Origin of the sequence: Streptomyces sp. NPDC014864 (assembly GCF_043081525.1) — a bacterium.
GTDB lineage: Bacteria > Actinomycetota > Actinomycetes > Streptomycetales > Streptomycetaceae > Streptomyces.
The window spans coordinates 58,204-73,735 of record NZ_JBIBWT010000002.1; the positions used below are offsets into that span (position 1 = coordinate 58,204).

At 74.2% G+C, this 15,532-nt stretch carries 15 protein-coding genes; 4 read left to right on the forward strand and 11 right to left on the reverse strand.

Annotated features, from left to right (window positions below; translation table 11 throughout):
* Positions 1-92: 92 nt before the first annotated feature.
* From ACF1A5_RS04175 to ACF1A5_RS04195, 5 genes are all read right to left on the reverse strand, one after another.
* On the reverse strand, positions 93-482 hold the full coding sequence (locus tag ACF1A5_RS04175; protein WP_392191270.1) for an STAS domain-containing protein: 390 nt from the start codon (positions 480-482) through the stop codon (positions 93-95).
* The gene (locus tag ACF1A5_RS04180; protein ID WP_392191271.1) at positions 479-1,597 is read right to left on the reverse strand and encodes a B12-binding domain-containing protein; all 1,119 of its coding nucleotides are present in this window, start codon (positions 1,595-1,597) and stop codon (positions 479-481) included. The genes ACF1A5_RS04175 and ACF1A5_RS04180 overlap by 4 nt, the downstream gene beginning before the upstream one ends.
* A complete protein-coding gene (locus tag ACF1A5_RS04185; protein ID WP_392191673.1) occupies positions 1,594-3,225 on the reverse strand; it encodes a SpoIIE family protein phosphatase in 1,632 nt (543 codons plus the stop codon). The genes ACF1A5_RS04180 and ACF1A5_RS04185 overlap by 4 nt, the downstream gene beginning before the upstream one ends.
* A gap of 424 nt (positions 3,226-3,649) precedes the next feature.
* A complete protein-coding gene (locus tag ACF1A5_RS04190) occupies positions 3,650-4,498 on the reverse strand; it encodes an RNA polymerase sigma factor SigF (RefSeq protein WP_392191272.1) in 849 nt (282 codons plus the stop codon).
* A gap of 285 nt (positions 4,499-4,783) precedes the next feature.
* Entirely contained in the window at positions 4,784-5,248 is a 465-nt protein-coding gene (locus tag ACF1A5_RS04195; protein ID WP_392191273.1) for an ATP-binding protein, read from the reverse strand.
* A gap of 151 nt (positions 5,249-5,399) precedes the next feature.
* Between ACF1A5_RS04195 and ACF1A5_RS04200 the strand changes: the two genes are divergently transcribed.
* The gene (locus tag ACF1A5_RS04200) at positions 5,400-6,911 is read left to right on the forward strand and encodes an MFS transporter (protein ID WP_392191274.1); all 1,512 of its coding nucleotides are present in this window, start codon (positions 5,400-5,402) and stop codon (positions 6,909-6,911) included.
* 286 nt (positions 6,912-7,197) lie between these two features.
* Here ACF1A5_RS04200 and ACF1A5_RS04205 read toward each other — a convergent pair whose 3' ends face one another.
* Together ACF1A5_RS04205 and ACF1A5_RS04210 are read right to left on the reverse strand one after the other, a co-directional pair.
* Positions 7,198-7,734: a hypothetical protein gene (locus ACF1A5_RS04205; protein ID WP_392191275.1), complete on the reverse strand. Its 537-nt coding sequence runs from the start codon at positions 7,732-7,734 to the stop codon at positions 7,198-7,200.
* Between the two features lie 56 nt (positions 7,735-7,790).
* A complete protein-coding gene (locus ACF1A5_RS04210) occupies positions 7,791-8,324 on the reverse strand; it encodes a DoxX family protein (protein ID WP_392191276.1) in 534 nt (177 codons plus the stop codon).
* Between the two features lie 158 nt (positions 8,325-8,482).
* Here ACF1A5_RS04210 and ACF1A5_RS04215 point away from each other — a divergent pair, with 158 nt between their 5' ends.
* Both ACF1A5_RS04215 and ACF1A5_RS04220 read left to right on the forward strand, forming a co-directional pair.
* A complete protein-coding gene (locus ACF1A5_RS04215) occupies positions 8,483-9,046 on the forward strand; it encodes a hemerythrin domain-containing protein (RefSeq protein ID WP_392191277.1) in 564 nt (187 codons plus the stop codon).
* Positions 9,047-9,050: 4 nt separating this feature from the next.
* Positions 9,051-10,619, forward strand: a complete 1,569-nt coding sequence (locus tag ACF1A5_RS04220) for a N,N-dimethylformamidase beta subunit family domain-containing protein (protein ID WP_392191278.1) — start codon at positions 9,051-9,053, stop codon at positions 10,617-10,619.
* Between the two features lie 15 nt (positions 10,620-10,634).
* On the opposite strand, the gene ACF1A5_RS04225 is transcribed toward ACF1A5_RS04220, so the two are convergent.
* A complete protein-coding gene (locus ACF1A5_RS04225) occupies positions 10,635-11,000 on the reverse strand; it encodes an STAS domain-containing protein (RefSeq protein ID WP_392191279.1) in 366 nt (121 codons plus the stop codon).
* Positions 11,001-11,164: 164 nt separating this feature from the next.
* Here ACF1A5_RS04225 and ACF1A5_RS04230 point away from each other — a divergent pair, with 164 nt between their 5' ends.
* Positions 11,165-11,638: an ATP-binding protein gene (locus ACF1A5_RS04230; RefSeq protein WP_392191280.1), complete on the forward strand. Its 474-nt coding sequence runs from the start codon at positions 11,165-11,167 to the stop codon at positions 11,636-11,638.
* A 56-nt stretch (positions 11,639-11,694) separates the two neighbouring features.
* On the opposite strand, the gene ACF1A5_RS04235 is transcribed toward ACF1A5_RS04230, so the two are convergent.
* The 3 genes from ACF1A5_RS04235 to ACF1A5_RS04245 form a co-directional block, all read right to left on the reverse strand.
* Complete coding sequence (locus ACF1A5_RS04235; protein WP_392191281.1) at positions 11,695-12,609, reverse strand: hypothetical protein; 915 nt, start codon at positions 12,607-12,609, stop codon at positions 11,695-11,697.
* Between the two features lie 245 nt (positions 12,610-12,854).
* Positions 12,855-15,044, reverse strand: coding sequence for a SpoIIE family protein phosphatase (locus ACF1A5_RS04240; protein ID WP_392191282.1), 2,190 nt, complete (start codon positions 15,042-15,044; stop codon positions 12,855-12,857).
* 157 nt (positions 15,045-15,201) lie between these two features.
* Entirely contained in the window at positions 15,202-15,393 is a 192-nt protein-coding gene (locus ACF1A5_RS04245; RefSeq protein WP_392191283.1) for a hypothetical protein, read from the reverse strand.
* Positions 15,394-15,532: the final 139 nt, after the last annotated feature.

Genomic DNA, 15,532 nt, shown 5'->3' on the forward strand with positions numbered 1-15,532 from the left:
CCCCCGCCGTCGCGTCGCACGCCCACGACCTGCGCACACGTTCTCCGCACGAGGGGGTCCGTCGCGGCCCGGGGAGTCCAGGCCGGCCGGTCCTAGTTGGCGCCCGCCTCGGAGACGTCCTCGTCCTGCTCCCGGACCTCCTCGGTGAGGTGGTCGTAGGTGTTCGTGACGTCGAGCATCCGGTCCAGGAACTCGGGCCGGTTGTCCAGGTGGAGAGTCACGCCGGCGGCCCCGGTGCGTCTGCGGATCATCAGCAGCGCGGACAGACCCATGGAGTCCACCCAGGTCAGCTGCGCGAAGTCGAGCCGCAGATCCTGCCAGGGGGCGCCCCCCGGGCCGGACCGCGCCAGTTCCTCGGTGACGGTGTCGACCAGTTCGTCGCTGGTCTCGTAGTCCAGGTCGCCCACCACCCGGACGGTCAGGACGGTGGGTGCGGCCGCCATGACCGCGATGTCGAACGGGCCGGGCTGCAGAGCGGTCATGCGTCGCTCCCGGGCGCCGGGGCGGGGGCGGTGGGGCGGTGACCGGCGAGTGCGGCGGCGCCCCGCTGAAGCAGGGACGAGGACCGCGGGAAGTCGCGCAGTTGCCGGCCCAGGACGTCCAGCCCCAGGGTGAGCGAGTGCGCCGGGACCGTCCGCGCGGTGAGTATGTCCGCGGTCCAGGTGAGGAAGTTCGCGAACAGAGCCGCGTCGTCGACGTACAGGGCCGTGGCCAAGAAGTCGACGATGTGGGCGAGATCCTCCGCCGTCCGTTCCCGCTGGGCGTCGTCGTACGACGCCATCGCGGGGAACCGCTCCTCCAGGTCCACCAGGGTCTGCTTGACCAGTTGGGGGCGGGACCGGACGACCAGCGTGTACTCCTGGTCGGCCAGGTGCGGCAGGTCGTCGACGGCCTGCCGCGCGGCCGAGGGCTGCGGGTGGGACGCGCCGGCCTCCAGGTCGGCCGCGGCGGCGCGGGCGTCGGGTGCCCAGCTGTCCGCGCCGAGCAGGCGGGCGTAGCGGCCGCCGGGGCCGAAGGCCGCCCCGCCGACCATGACGGGGACGCCGACGGCCTGGCACGCGGTGATGGCCGCATGCGCGGTCGGCAGGCGGGTGGGAAGCGAGGACGACAGCAGCACCGCCGCCGGGTTGGTGCGGTGCACGTGCGCGATCAGGTGCGGGGTCGGCGTCTGGGCGCCGAGATAGTCGACCTGCCAGCCGCGCAGCCGCAGAACCTCGGCGACGAGCCGTGCGGGCAGCGCGTGCCACTCGCCGTCGACGCAGGTGACGGTCACCCGCCCCACGGGCCGGGAGGCGCGCGGGCGGTCGTGGCCGATCAGGGCGGCGACGGCTCGTTCGTTGATCGCGGTGGCGGCGTGCTCCTGGGCGACGGAGATCCGGTCGGCGGCCCACTCCACGCCGACGCGCCGCTGCACGCCGCCGATCACGTCGAGCAGCACGGTCTCCTCGTCGAGTCCGCTGTCGAGGCCGGCCCGGATCACCTCCACGGCCGCGTACTCGTCGCCGTCGATCACTGCCGCCCACAGTCGCTCCCGCACGGAAGTGAGCTGCCGCCCGTCCTCCGGCTGGGTCTGCGGTGCCGGTGGGGCTGCGGTCATCCCTTCCTCCTGTGCCGTGTCTCCGTCCCGTCCGCGGGAACACGGCCGTTGACGACGTGCAGTGGTCCCGACTTCGGAGCACTGACGGCGACGACCGCCATGTCGTCGTGCCGGCCCGAGCCGAGCCACTGGGCGGCCACCATCTGCACCCGCTCCACGATCGCTTCGGCCGGCAGGCCCCCGCACTCCGACAGGACCTGCCTGAGCCGCCGCTCACCGAAGAGCTCGCCGCCCAGCGGTCCTCCGCGCGCCTCGGTGATGCCGTCCGTGTACAGCAGACAGGTCTCGCCCGGGGCGAGGACCGTCTCGACGGTCTCGGCCACCACCGTCGGCATCGCTCCGACCAGCGTCCCGTGCGTGGCCGTCACCTCGACCGTACCGTTCCTGCGGATGACCAGGGGCGGCGGGTGGCCGGCGCTGGTCATGCGGAGACTCACCCGTCCGGCGCGGCGCCGGGCGGAGGCCAGTACGAGGGTGGCGAAGCGGGTGTGGTGCGACGTCAGCAGGGCGCTGTTCAGCAGGTTCAGCATCTGCTGGTGGTCGCCGGCCAGCGGCAGCAGCGCGTGCAGGGTGTTGCGGATCTTGCCGGTGAGGACGGCCGCCTCCAGGCCCTTGCCGGCCACGTCCCCGAGCACCACCAGGGACTCGTGCGTGGAGTCCGTGCCCGGGTGGACGTCGTAGAAGTCGCCGCCGACGCGCTCGGAGTCCTTGGCGGGCCGGTAGCTGCCCGCGTACTCGATGCCGTGCATCTGGGTCAGCGTCGGCGGGAGCAGCTCCCGCATCAGCGTCGCCGTGATGTCCGACTGCTCGGCGTACATGCGGGCCGCCGACAGCGCCGCGCCCGCACGGGCGGCGAACAGCCGCGCGAAGACCTCCTCGCCCTCGCTGAAGGCGCTCTCGGTGGTGGAGCGCAGCAGCATCAGGGCGCCCGCCGGTACGCCGTGGCCCGGCAGGGGAGTGACGATGACCGACCCCAGCGGGCCGTCGAAGCCGTCCGGAATCGCCCACTGCGGAATTTCGTCGGGGTTGATCCAGCGCGTCGGCACCGGCGGGAAGCCCCGCAGGGCCTCGGCTAGACCGGGCACTGTCGCCGGGTCGATCACCTGCGCGGTCTGCGTGACGGGCCCGTCGGCCCGGGCGTGGGTGAGCGGGTGGCGGCGCCCCTGGGCGGGCGCGATGACCACGGCGGCGTCCGCCAGGTGGTCGGCCGCCATGCGCGCGGTCAGCTCCATGCACCGGGACACGTTGAGCGAGGACAGCAGCGCGCTGGAAACCTCGGCCAGGATGCCGGTGCGCTCCTGTTCGCTGCGCAGCGCCTCCTGGGCCAGCCGGCGGTCGGTGTCGTCGACCAGCCACCACACCACGTCGCCGTCGCCGCTCGGCGTGGGGTGGGCGTCGAAGAGGCGCCCCCCGATGCTACCCGACCGCAGCTCGGCGGCGGATTCGCCGGGAGCGAGGGTCATGAGGCGGTGTGCCTCGGCCAGCCAGGCCGGCGCCGCGGCGTGCAGCCAGTCGCCGCGCGCGAGATCGGGCAGGAGTGTCCTCGCGGCGTCATTGAGGTCGACGACGCCGCCGTCCCGGTCGACGACCAGGACGGGATACGGCGCGGCGTCCCACACGGCGCCGATGCTGGAGCCTGCGCTGGGTGGGCCGACGGGAGAACTGGAGGAAGGAGCCACGAGAGGGGGAACGCGAGCCGCGTACCCCACCACCTCTCTGCTGGGGAAAAGGTTGTCTGATGACAACCGTCTCGTACCCGGCCGGTCAATGCAAGCGCCCTGGCTGCGACGGTACCGGCGTACGCTCTGCCGCCCGACGGGCCAAGTGTGTTCGACGGATCCTCCTGGCGTGGGAAGCGGCGTCCCGCCGGGGCGGGCGAATTCGACGGGCCTGCGGCACCGGCGCGTCCCGCGCGCCGCCTGCCCCGGGCACGACGGAAGGGCCGGACGCCGTCCACCTCCCCAGGACGACGGCGCCCGGCCCTTCCGTGTCATGCAAGCGTCCGTGTGCCCGCCGCGGACGCGATCATTCCCGCGGCCGGCCACGCATCGCTCAGTGTGCGGTGAGCATGCCCTGACGCAGTCGGGTCAGCACCCGCTGCAGCAGCCGGGAGACATGCATCTGGGAGATCCCGAGCTGCTCTCCGATCTGGCCCTGGGTGAGCTCCTCCACGAACCGCAGATGGATGATCCGGCGGTCCCGCTCGTCGAGCCCGGCGAGCAGGGGCGCCAGGCTGTGCAGGTCCTCCACCAGCTCCAGGTCGGTGTCCTCGGCGCCGATGAAGTCGGCGAGCACGCTCTCCCCGTCCTCGCTGCCGCCCACCGCGGCGTCCAGCGAGGAGGAGGTGTAGCCGTTGGAGGCCACCATCGCGTTGACGACCTCCTGCTCGGGGAGGTTCATCAGCTCCGCCAGCTCCTTGGTGGTGGGCTTGCGCCCCAGGCGGCTGCTCAGCTCCTCGGTCGCCTTGGCCAGCTCCACCCGGGCCTCCTGCAAACGCCGCGGCACGTGCACCGCCCAGGAGGTGTCGCGGAAGAACCGCTTGATCTCGCCGACGATGTACGGCACGGCGAAGGAGGTGAACTCCACCTCGCGGGCCAGCTCGAACCGGTCGATCGCCTTGATCAGTCCGATCATGCCGACCTGGACGATGTCCTCCATCTCCTGGGGGCCCCGGCTGCGGAAGCGGCCGGCCGCGTAGCGCACCAGGGACATGTTCATCTCGATCAGGGTGTTCCGCGCGTACTGGTGCTCGGGCGTGCCCTCCTCCAGGTGCGCGAGCCGGTCGAAGAACAGCTTCGACAGGGCGCGTGCGTCCGCCGGCGCCACCTGCGAGGGGTCGGTCACCACGGGCAGCTCCGTCCGTGTCGGAACTGCTGCCTGGATCTCCGTGGTCGGCGCCATGGCGCGTCCCTCCCTCTCTGCGGTGTTGCCCGGTCGTGCGGCCACCGCCCTGCTGATCATGAGCGGCTTCCCCCGCGTGTACCCCGGTCCGTGCCTTCCACACCCATCATTTTCGACTGTTTCCCGACCGGCTTCCTTTCGGGTTTTCCGACCGGTGTTCCGACCGGCCTTCGGACCGGCCCTGTCACCGGCCCACGTACGGATCGCCGCGGCGGCCAGCAGGGTGGGACCCGGCGCGCGGAGGCGCCCGGAAGGAGTACGGCGACGGCGGAGCGCGGAAGCGGATCACCTCTCCCGCAGATCGATCTCGGCGGTGACGCGTTTGCCGCCGGGCAGGGCGGTCACGGTCAGCGCGCTGCTGCACGCGCGGACCAGGTACAGGCCGTGGCCGCCGACCCGTGACTGGTCACGTTCGTGGATCCGCGGCAGTGTGGAGGAGGTGTCCCAGACCGTGATGGCCAGCCGTTCGTGACCGGCGGACAACTCCAGCACCAGGCCGCACGGGCCCGGCGCGTGTCGTAGGGCGTTGGTGACCAGCTCACTCACGACGAGCTGTGCGTCCCCTTCGGCGCGCGTGGGCACCGGAGTGTCGGCGGTCGGGGACGCCCGGGCGAGCAGGACACGGACCGCGCGGCGCGCGTCGGCGATACGGGCCGCACCGGTGTCATAGGTGGCCCCGTAGCGCAGCGCCGCGGCACGCGGGTCCGGTTCCTGCTCACGTACCGCCTGCTTCCTAAGCGGAATGACCATGAGAAGTACCGTCTGTGCTGCTCGGTGGTGACTTTGTGTGCTCTTTGCCGTGGGTACGGCTACCCGCTGTCCGCGCGCTGAAGCAGATGGGACGCGAGAGCCCGTGTGAGCTACGCCCGCCGTGAGCCGGCGGCGACCGGAGGGAGCCTTCGTGGAACTGGACACGCCGGCGGGCGCGAGCGGCGGCGACCCGGCGCGCGCGGCGGCCGGACCCGACCCCCGGCGCTGGAAGGCCCTGTGGGTCACGCTGGTGACCGGCTTCATGAGCCTGCTCGACGTCACCATCGTGGCCGTCGCCCTGCCCTCCATGCAGCGCGGCCTGGGCGCCTCCGCGGCCTCCGTGCAGTGGGTCGTGTCGGGATACGCCCTGGCGTTCGCGCTCGCCCTGGTGCCGGCCGGCCGGCTGGGCGACGCCCTGGGCAGGCGACGGATCTTCCTGTGGGCGCTGGGCGGCTTCGTGGTCTGCAGCGCCGCAGCGGGCGCCGCGCCCACGGTCGCCTGGCTCGTCGTGGCCCGGATCGCGCAGGGCGTCTGCGCCGGATGCCTCGCCCCGCAGAACTCCGCCCTCATCCAGCAGATGTTCCGGGGCGCCGAGCGCGGCCGCGCCTTCGGTCTGTTCGGCGCCACCGTCGGTGTCTCCAGCGCCGTGGGGCCCATCACCGGCGGTGTGATCCTCGCCCTGGCGCACGGTGCGCAGGGCTGGCGCTGGATCTTCTACGTCAATGTGCCGGTCGGCGCGCTGGCGCTCCTGCTCGGGCTGCGGCTGCTGCCCCGGGTCGCCCCCGGCCGGCGGGAACGGCTCGACCTTCCGGGCGTGGCGCTGCTGGGGGCCGGGGTGCTGTCCCTGATGCTGCCCCTGGTGTTCGCCGAGGCCGGAGGACTGGGCCGGCTGTGGTGGCTGTTCCTCGCCGGCCTCGCGCTGCTGGCCAGCTTCGCCCGCTGGGAGCGGCGCGTCGCGGCGCGCGAGGGGCAGCCGCTGCTGGATCCGCGCCTGGTGACGAGCACGCGCGGCTACGCCCCGGGCGCGGCCCTGGCCACCCTGTACTTCGTGGGGTTCAGCGGGGTGTGGCTGGTGTTCGCCCTGTTCTTCCAGAACGGCCTCGGGTACACGCCGTTGCGGTCCGGGCTGGCGGTGACGCCGTTCGCGATCGGGTCGGCCGCCGCCGCGGTGGTGGCGGGGCGGCTGGTGGAGCGGCTGGGACGGCTGCTGACCGTGTGGGGACTGCTGGCGGTGATCGCCGGGCTGGGCGCGGCGGCGCTTCTGCTCGGGTTCGGCCCGCGGGGCGGCGCGGCCTGGTTCGCGGCGCCGGCGCTGTTGCTCGGGGGAGTGGGCAGCGGCTGCGTGATCTCCCCGAACGTCACCATGACGCTGCGTGAGGTGCCGGTGCGGATGGCGGGAGCCGCCGGGGGCGCCCTGCAGACCGGGCAGCGGCTGGGCGGTGCCGTGGGTACGGCGGCGCTGCCGGGGCTGTTCTACCTGGTGCTCGGTGCGACCCGGCACGACTTCCGCACCGCCGTCGCGGTCTCCGTCGGCTCCGCGATCGTGGCCCTGCTGGGCGCTTTGGCGGTGTCGGTCCTCGACTGGCGCCGCGACCGGGCGGGCGGGAGCGGACGGTGCCCGCCGGACTCGTGCCGCCGCCGCACCCGCGTCGGCCATGGCTGACGCCGCCGGACCCGGTCTCGGGTGACGAGGCCGGGCGGGCACGGGTGACGCGGGGCGGGCACGGGTGACGCCGGGCGGCCCGGACACGAAGGACATCGGCGTGCCCGGGCACCGGATGACGCGGGAAGACCCGGACGTGGATCCCGCCGGACGGACGGCGGGGCCCTCACGGGTCACCAGACGGGCCAGGTCGCAGGTCACGACCGGCGGAACCGGGTCACGACCGGACAGGTCGCAGTCCACGACCGGCCGGGTCGGGCGAAGAGCGCCGGTTCACGCCCCGGCCTCAGATCTCGGGGAAGGTGTCCAGGACCTGGCGACTGCGCAGGTCCTCGATCGTGCGGAGCTGACTCGCGGCCCGCTCGAGCAGCCGGTCGAGCTGCTCCGGGTCCAGGCGGTCGTCGCGGTCGGCGAGCTGCCGCAGCGCGCGCCAGCCGCAGATCTTGCCCTCCACCCCGATGTGCAGCAGTTCCAGCTCCAGCAGGGTGCTGAGGGGAGAGCGCCGTACCAGGCTGCCGTTGCTCTTCAGCCGCCCCGCCCGCTCGCCCAGCCGCCCCGCGTACACCTTGTACCGCCGGATCGGCACCTCCAGCTTGCGCATGATCTCCAGCAGGGTCCTGCGGTCCTCGCCGATCTCGGAGGCGATCCGGCCCATCGCGTCGCCGATCCCGGAACCCCGGCAGGTCACGGCGAGGTGATGGGCGCGCTCGGTCCCCGCGGTCGCGCCCGCCAGATGGTCGTTCAGATAGATGCCCAGCAGATCGTGACCGCTCTGTCCGGTGAACCCCGGCAGGAAGGGTCCGGAGCGTGCGTGGTGGTTCATCGCAGGTCCTTCGTCGTCCGGGGCGGACAGGGGAACGAGCCGGGCGGGTCCGTGGGTCAGGCGTGCAGCTTGGCCCTGACGCCGCCGACGGCGGCGGCAGGACGCGCCGTGGCGCGGACCGAGCGGCGCACCAGGCGTCCCTCGCGGCGCAGCTCACGGGCGGCGTGACGGCTTCGCCAGAGCACCGACGGCGCGCCGGCGGTGTCGTCGGCCGTGATCAGCAGGCCGCCCAGCATGGAGAGGTTCTTGAGGAAGTGGATGCGCTGCTGGGCGCGGTCGGAGGGGTCCTCCGCCTCCCAGAAGCGGTGGCCGGCCACCGTGGTCGGCACGAGGGTGGCGGCGAGGGCCAGGGCGGAGAGCCGGGGCAGCCGGCCCGTCGCCAGGAGGACGCCCGCCGTCATCTGGACGCCGCCGCTCAGGCGTACGAGCTGCTCGGTCCCGTCGGGCAGGGCCGCCACGCGCTCCGTGATCGGCCGTACGACGGGCTCGGCGGCCGGGGCCACGGCCCTGGGGTTGCGGACGGAGTTCCAGCCTCCGACGACGAACATCGAAGCCAGCAGGGGACGGCCGACCACGCGCAGCAGACTCATGGTCCTCTCCAGGGGTGTGGGTGACTCCGGCTGTCGCCGGGTTCCCGGCCAGGACGAATGCATTCGGGTCCGCGGTGTGCCTCGGCCCGCCGCGGGAACCCGGCGGGCGGTCGAACCGTACGACCAGCCGCGACGGACGAGGAACAAGGAGCCCTGCCATGGGACACGGCGGAGACGTCATCCAGGAACTGACCACCGACCACCGCGAGGTGGACGAGATCTTCGCGCAGATCGAGGCCCTTCCGATGGGGGACAAGCGCCGCAAGGACCTGGCCGACCAGGCCGTCATCGAACTGGTCCGTCATTCCGTGGCCGAGGAGATGCACCTGTACCCGGCGGTGCGGCGGTTCCTCCCGGACGGCGACGAGATCGCCGACCGGGAGATCCAGGACCACGCGGAGGCCGAACGCACGATGAAGGAACTGGAGGGATGCTCGGCCGACGACGCGCGGTTCGACGAGTTCATCGGCCGGCTGATGCGGGAGATCCGCGAGCATGTGACGGACGAGGAGCAGAACCTCTTCCCGCGGCTGCGGGAGGCCGCCGCCCCCGAGGAGCTGGAAAAGCTCGGGGAGAAGGTGCGCTCCGCGAAGAAGACGGCGCCGACCCGGCCCCACCCGTCCGCCCCGCAGACGCCGCCCGCCAACAAGCTCCTGGCACCCGGCGCCGGACTGGTCGACCGGGTCCGGGACGTGCTGACGGGCCGCGGCAGGACCGACTGAGAGCGTGCCGCCGGCGCCGGGGAACGAGCCGCGGGCCGGACGCGGTGACCGGCACGTCATCGCGCGCCGGCGGTTCCTGAGGTTGTGCGCCGGGGCCGGTCTGGGCGCGGCGGCGGCCGCGTCCGCGCCCACGCTCGGCCGCCCGCCCGTGGCGCCGGAGCTCCACCGGGCCGAGACGGAACGGGGCCGGCCGGGAACCCCGGACTGGCGGCTCGGCTCGACCGGACCGCCGGACGCGGTGACCGGCTACGCCGACCACGTCAGCGTGAGGCCGGGCGAGGAGTGCGGTCTGCACGTGGCGACCACGGCCGTCTCGATCCGCGTCTCGGCCTTCCGGGTCGGCTGGTACGGCGGGACGCACGCCCGGCTGGTCTGGCGGTCCGGACCGGTGCCGGGGCGCGTCCGGCCGGCCCCGCGCCTGCTGCCCGCGACCCGCACCGTCCGCGCCGACTGGCCCCGCACCCTCACCCTCGACACGGACGGCTGGCCGGAGGGGGCCTACCTCCTGCGCCTCGACGCCGACAGCGGCCACCGGCACTACGTCCCGCTCGTGGTGCGCTCGGCCGAGGGCACGGGCCGCACCGTCCTCGTGCACGCCCCGGCCACCTGGCAGGCGTACAACCGGTGGGGCGGCCACAGCCTCTACGGCGGTGCCCTCGGCGCGTACGCCGACCGCTCCCTCGCCGTCAGCTTCGACCGGCCCTACGACGGCAACGGTGCCGAGAAGTTCCTGGTGTACGAGTGGGCGGCCGTCGTCCTGGCGGAGCGCCTGGGCGTGCCCCTGGCGTACAGCACCGGCATCGACGTGCACCGCGACCCCGCGGTGCTGAGCGGCGCCGCCGCCGTGGTGTGCCTGGGCCACGACGAGTACTGGACGCCCGAGCAGCGGCACCACGTCACCGGCGCCCGCGACGCAGGAGCCAACGTGGCCTTCCTCGGCGCCAACACCTGCTTCCGCCGGATCCGCCTGCAGCCGGGTGCGACGGGCCCGGACCGCACGGTGGTCTGCTACAAGTCCGCCTACCGGAGCGACCCCTGCTACCCGTCCCGCCCGGCGCTGGTGACCACCGACTTCCGGCGGGGCCCGGGCGCCGACCCGGAGTCGTCGCTCACCGGAGTGCTCTACGAGGGCTATCCGGTGGACGCGCCGTACGTCGTGCACGCGGCGGACCACTGGCTCCACCGGGGGACCGGAGTCCGTCCCGGCGAGAGCTTCGACCACCTGGTCGGAGTGGAGTACGACCGGGTCACCCCGGGCGCGCCGGTCCCCGACCCGCTGGAGATCACCGCGCACTCGCCGCTGGTCCGCGCCGGCACCCGCAGCCACGCCGACTCGGCGTACTACACGGTGGCCGGCGGGGCGGGCGTCTACGCCACGGGCACCCTGCGCTGGGTCGAGGCCCTGACGGCCGGGACCGGGGAGCGGGGGCGCGACCACGGCATGGACGTCCGCACCCGCGCCTTCGTGACCCGGACCACGGAGAACCTGTTGCGCGCCTTCGCCGAGGGCCCCGCGGCCCGGCACCGTCCGGCGCCCCGCCCCAACGCGGCCGAACTGTACGGCGCGGGGTGAGGCGGCCGTCGGCCGTCAGCCGGTCAGGGCCTGCTCCAGGGTCGGGTAGCAGGGGATGAGCGTGTCGACCCCCACCAGTTCCAGCACCCTGAGGACCGCGTCCTGGGGTGCGGCGACACTCAGCCGGCAGCCGCGTTCCTCCGCGGTCTGGTGGGCGGTGATGAGGGCGTTGATGCCGCTGGAGTCCATGAAGGTCACGCCGCCGAAGTCGACGACCGTGACCCGCGCGGTGTGCAGGCAGGACAGCAGCGTCTCGCGCAGGTGCGCGCTCCCGTCGAGGTCGACCTCTCCCGCGAGGGTGACGACACACGCGCCGTCGCCGGCCGTGGTTCGGTTGATCAGCAGCCGGTCGGGCACCGCCGCTCCCTCGGTCTCTGCCACACTTCCCTCACTTCTCGTGAACGTCTGGCCATGGCCAGTGGTTTGTTGGCCATGATGTTAGGGCTTGGTGAAGCCGAGAGTGGCCGCTTGTCGAGTGCGGAGGGCTTCACGGGCGTATACACGGGTAGACGCAGGCGTGTGAGCAGGCAGTGAAGGCGGACCGGATGGAAGGTGCTCCCGAGGGGGGAGAGCGGTCGGGGCTCGATGCCGCCGTGCCGCACACGAGGGTGACCCTGGGCGCGGAGCCGGGCTCCATCGCCACGGCCCGTCATGCCGCGGTCCTGTTCCTGGAGCGGCTGCGGGCCGAGCGGGGCCTGCCCGTCTCCGCCCGCGCGCTGGACCTCACCCAGCTCGTGGTCAGCGAACTGGTCACCAACTCCCTGAAGTACGCGCCCGGCCCGGTCCTGCTGGACCTGGGGGTCGACGACGACGCCGTGTCGGTCACGGTGCGGGACGGTGGGCCCCTGCTGCCGGTGGCGCGCCGCGCCGACCCCGGCAGGGTGGGCCAGCACGGCCTGGAGATCGTCATGGCCGTGGCCCGGAGCTTCGACGTGCATCCCGAGCCGGCCGGCAAACGCGTCACCGCCAGGATCGCGCTCCTGGACGACCGCCGCCCGGGCCCCGGGCTCCGCCCGTAGCGGTGGCCCCGCTCACTCCTGGCCCGGGCCGGTGCCGCCGGTCGCGGTGACTCCGCTCACTCCCGGCCCGTGCCGGTGCCGCCCGCCGTGCCCGCGGGAGAGGAGGGCCGCCGGGTGCCGGACAGTCCCACCGGATTGCCGGGCGGCAGCAGTCCGGAGCCCACGACGGCGGCGACCAGCGGTTCCAGCAGATCGGCCAGGCGCGCGGTTCGGTCGGCGCCCAGAGCGGCCCACGGCTGCTCGGCGGCCGCGTCGGTCAGCGCCTCCACCTCCGCGTGCCCCGCCGCTCCGGCGGCGGTGAGGGTGCCGTCCTCCTCCAGCCAGCCACGGGTGCGCAGGCGGTCCTCGGCCGCCCGCCACGCCGTCTCGTCCCACTTGCGGGTCTCCCGCAGCAGCGTGGCGTCCGACTCCTTGGCGGCGGACTTCAGCACCATCGCGGCCACCGGTCCCAGACCGTGCGCGACGAGGACCGCCACATGCCCGTCGCCCCGGTGCTCGCGCAGCGTGGTCAGCGCCTGCCAGAGCCGCACATGCGCCTGCCGGGGGCGGCCCAGGGCCTGGTTGGCGGCGCCGAGCACGCGGCCCGCGGTGTCGGCGGCGGCCGCCGCCTCCCAGGCCAGGTCCGCCGCCTCGGCCATCAGGCCACCCGAGACGGCGTCCGGGCCGAGCACCCGGGTCAGCGCGGCGTCCATCGCCTCCTCACGGGCCGCGAGCACATCCGCCGGGTCGGCGTACGCCCAGGCGTCCGGCACGGCCCGGGCCACCCGGTCCGGATGGAAGACGTAGAAGCAACTCGTGACCACCGGCGCGGGCACCGGGCCCAGCGGGGCCGCGCGCAGCGCGAAGTAGCCCATCCAGAAGCCGCGCATCCCGAGCCCGTCCGCCGCCCGTCGCGCCTCGGGCGCGAAATAGACCAGGTCGTGGACCGGTTCGTACCGTTCCCACAGCGCCCGTGCAAGGCCGTCACCCACGTCGGAACCTCCCAGCCGATCGCCCAAGTCCGCCCGCCCGGCCTCGTCCGGCCCCGTTCCGGGCGGTGACGACGGCCGTGGCGGCGGTCGAGCAGCAGCATGTTCCATGACGGCTGTCATAACAACCCCGTTCACCGCCGCGTGGCCCGCCTCACACCGCGGCGCCCACCCCAGGCGGCGCCCCGGACCTTCCGAGCCGCCGGGACCGAGGGGAGGCCGGACCTGCCGGTGCGCGGTCGGTCGGGTCACGCGGGCGTGCCGCTCGCGCGCAGCAGGAGGACGGCGATGTCGTCGGTGTGCCCGCCCGCGGGCCAGACGCGGTGGACGAGACCGTCGATCTGCTTCTCCAGATCCTGTTCGCCGGCGTCGGCCAGCTGCCGGGCGAGAGCTGCGATCGTCATCCCGACATCGATGCCCGGCACCTCCACCAGGCCGTCGGTGTACAGGGCCAGGGTCGCGCCCGGGGTCAGGTCGGCGCGGGTGACGGGGTAGCGGGCGCGGGTGTCGACGCCGAGCAGCGGACCCGGTTCCAGGCCCAGCACGCGGGCGCTGCCGGGGCCGCCGCGCAGCAGCGGCGGCACGTGACCGGCGCTCGCGAGGGCGAGGCGGTGGCGCGCGAGGTCGAGCTGGACGTACAGGCAGGACACGAGCAGGTCGGTGTTCAGATCGCCCAGCAGCCGGTTGGTGCAGGCCAGCACCTTGTCGGGGGAGGCCCCCGCGGTCGCGTGCGCGTGGATGGCGGTGCGCACCTGGCCCATGAGAGCGGCCGCGGCGATGTTGTGGCCCTCGACGTCGCCGATGACCGCGCCGGCGGTGGTGTCGTCGAGTCGCAGCAGGTCGTAGAAGTCCCCGCCGACCTGGAGCCCGTGGCTGGCGGGAAGGTAGCGGGCGACGACGTCCAGGCCGGTCAGGGAAGGCAGGGTGTGCGGCAGCAGCGCCTGCTGGAGCTGGTGGGCAAGGTCGTGCTTGCTGTCGTAGAGCCGCGCCCGGTCCAGGGCCTGGGCGATCAGGCCGGCCAGCGAGGTGAGGACGGCCCGCTCGTCGGCCGTGAAGGTGTGGGGATCGTCGTAGGAGAGGACGCAGCAGCCCACCGGGCGGCCGCTGACGACCAGGGGCAGGTAGGCCCAGGCCTGTTTGCCGCTGATCCGGGGGGCGTCCGGGTAGCTTCGGGCCAGCTCGGCGGGGGTGCCGAAGAAGGACGGGGTGCCGGCGGCGATCACGTGGCCGGCCGGGGTGAGATCGGTGTCCAGCCGCAGCCCGTCGAGACGCTCGACCACGTCGGCCGGATACCCGTGGTGGCCGATGATCTTCAGACGGCCGGCGTCGGCGGCGGAGAGAACCAGGCCCTGGGCGCCGAACGCGGGCAGGATCTGGTCGGCGATCAGGCCGACCAGATCGGTCACGCCCACCGCCTCGGTGAGCGCGGTCGCCAGATGCACCAACTGGTAGAGACGGCCGGTCGGCGCGACTGCAGGACGCCGTCCCGCGGGGCGGGCCGGGACCGCGGGGCGCTGCTCAGGCCGGGGCAGGACGCGGACGCTGATGCCGCTGGCATCGGGATGGAGCTCGAAGGTCAGCCAGTGGTCGGGCGGGCGCAGCGCGGTGAAGGACACGGGGGCGCGGCCGACCACCGCCGTACGGTAGTGGTCCTCGTAGACCGGATCGTCCAGCCAGCTCAGCGAATGCCAGGGGCGGGTGCCCAGCAGGCGCTCGGCGTCGCGGCCGAGCAGACGGGCGGCCGTGGAGCTGAGGAAGGTGATCCGGCCTTCGAGGTCGAGCCCCACCGCGCCCTCGGGCAGGCGCTCGGCCCAGTCGGCGGCGGCCGGCCCGGTCCGCGCGGCGACCCGCGGGGTCTCGACGGGGACGACCCGGGGCTCGTCGGAGAGTTCGGGTGGCCGGGGGGCCTCCTCCAGCAGACGGGTCAGCCGCCGGGCACTGGAGGTCAGATGGGCGCGCTCGCGCGCCGATGCCTCCCGGAGCGGGTCGGCGGGCCACATCAGGACGAGCCCGCCCCAGCAGCGTCGCACCCCGCTGAGCGGGACGGCGGCCAGCGCGACCCGGTAGGGCAGGACGGCGGCCACCCGGGGGTAGCGGCGGGCCATCTCGGCCTGGCCGCCGATCCAGACGAGCCGGTCCTCGGCGATCGCGTCGGTCAGCGGTACCGGCGCGCTCAACGGCAGCCTTCGCCAAGGGGCGGTGAATTCGACCGGCATACCGCACTCGGCGAACAACCTCATCAGCGGCTGCGCCCGGACGGGCCGGTCGATCAGGAACAGACCGCCGATCGAGGCGCCGGTGCCGCGCACGGTCTCGGCCAGGGCCGCGCACAGATCGTCCTCCAGCGACCCGATGCGGCCCGGCGAGCCGACGGGGTCCGGCGAGCCGACGGGGCCCGGTGGTCCGGTGGGGTCCGGTGGTGGGGTCGTCCCGGACATGGCATCCTCCGCTCCGGCGTCACGACGGGCTGGCGGCCCGCCAGACGGGGCACGGGCGCGGTGACCGTGCCGTGTGGGGCATATGTCACTCCTACCCCGACCCTGCGCGTGATACGGGGCGACCGCGATCCGGCGCGGCCCGCGCCGCCCGGCCGGCTCAGGCCAGCGCCACCACGAGGGCGGCCACCACGGTGAGGGCGGCCACGGGGACCATGACCAGACGGGCCCGCGCCACCCAGGGGGCACGAGGGCCCTCGTCCCGGTGGCCGGCGTCCGGCTCGGCGGCCGCCCGGCCGGTGCCGAGCAGCGACCGGCACCAGGGGCAGTCGCCGTCCTCCCACGCGTCCATGTCGCGCTCAACGACATGTCCGGGGCGGGGCAACGCCTCCGCCAGCCATCGTGATGCCTCCGTCACCAGGTCGTGAGCGAGCAGTGCCCACGACCGGACCCACCACTCGAGCCGGCCCCCGGGGCCCACGCGGAACGGC

Coding starts and splice junctions, on each gene's coding strand:
- ACF1A5_RS04230 (WP_392191280.1), top strand. CDS start 11,165: ATGGAAGGTGCTCCCGAGGGGGGAGAGCGGTCGGGGCTCGATGCCGCC.
- ACF1A5_RS04245 (WP_392191283.1), bottom strand. CDS start 15,393: ATGGACGCGTGGGAGGACGGCGACTGCCCCTGGTGCCGGTCGCTGCTC.
- ACF1A5_RS04205 (WP_392191275.1), bottom strand. CDS start 7,734: ATGAACCACCACGCACGCTCCGGACCCTTCCTGCCGGGGTTCACCGGA.
- ACF1A5_RS04215 (WP_392191277.1), top strand. CDS start 8,483: ATGGGACACGGCGGAGACGTCATCCAGGAACTGACCACCGACCACCGC.
- ACF1A5_RS04210 (WP_392191276.1), bottom strand. CDS start 8,324: ATGAGTCTGCTGCGCGTGGTCGGCCGTCCCCTGCTGGCTTCGATGTTC.
- ACF1A5_RS04240 (WP_392191282.1), bottom strand. CDS start 15,044: ATGTCCGGGACGACCCCACCACCGGACCCCACCGGACCACCGGGCCCC.
- ACF1A5_RS04190 (WP_392191272.1), bottom strand. CDS start 4,498: ATGGCGCCGACCACGGAGATCCAGGCAGCAGTTCCGACACGGACGGAG.
- ACF1A5_RS04175 (WP_392191270.1), bottom strand. CDS start 482: ATGACCGCTCTGCAGCCCGGCCCGTTCGACATCGCGGTCATGGCGGCC.
- ACF1A5_RS04195 (WP_392191273.1), bottom strand. CDS start 5,248: ATGGTCATTCCGCTTAGGAAGCAGGCGGTACGTGAGCAGGAACCGGAC.
- ACF1A5_RS04180 (WP_392191271.1), bottom strand. CDS start 1,597: ATGACCGCAGCCCCACCGGCACCGCAGACCCAGCCGGAGGACGGGCGG.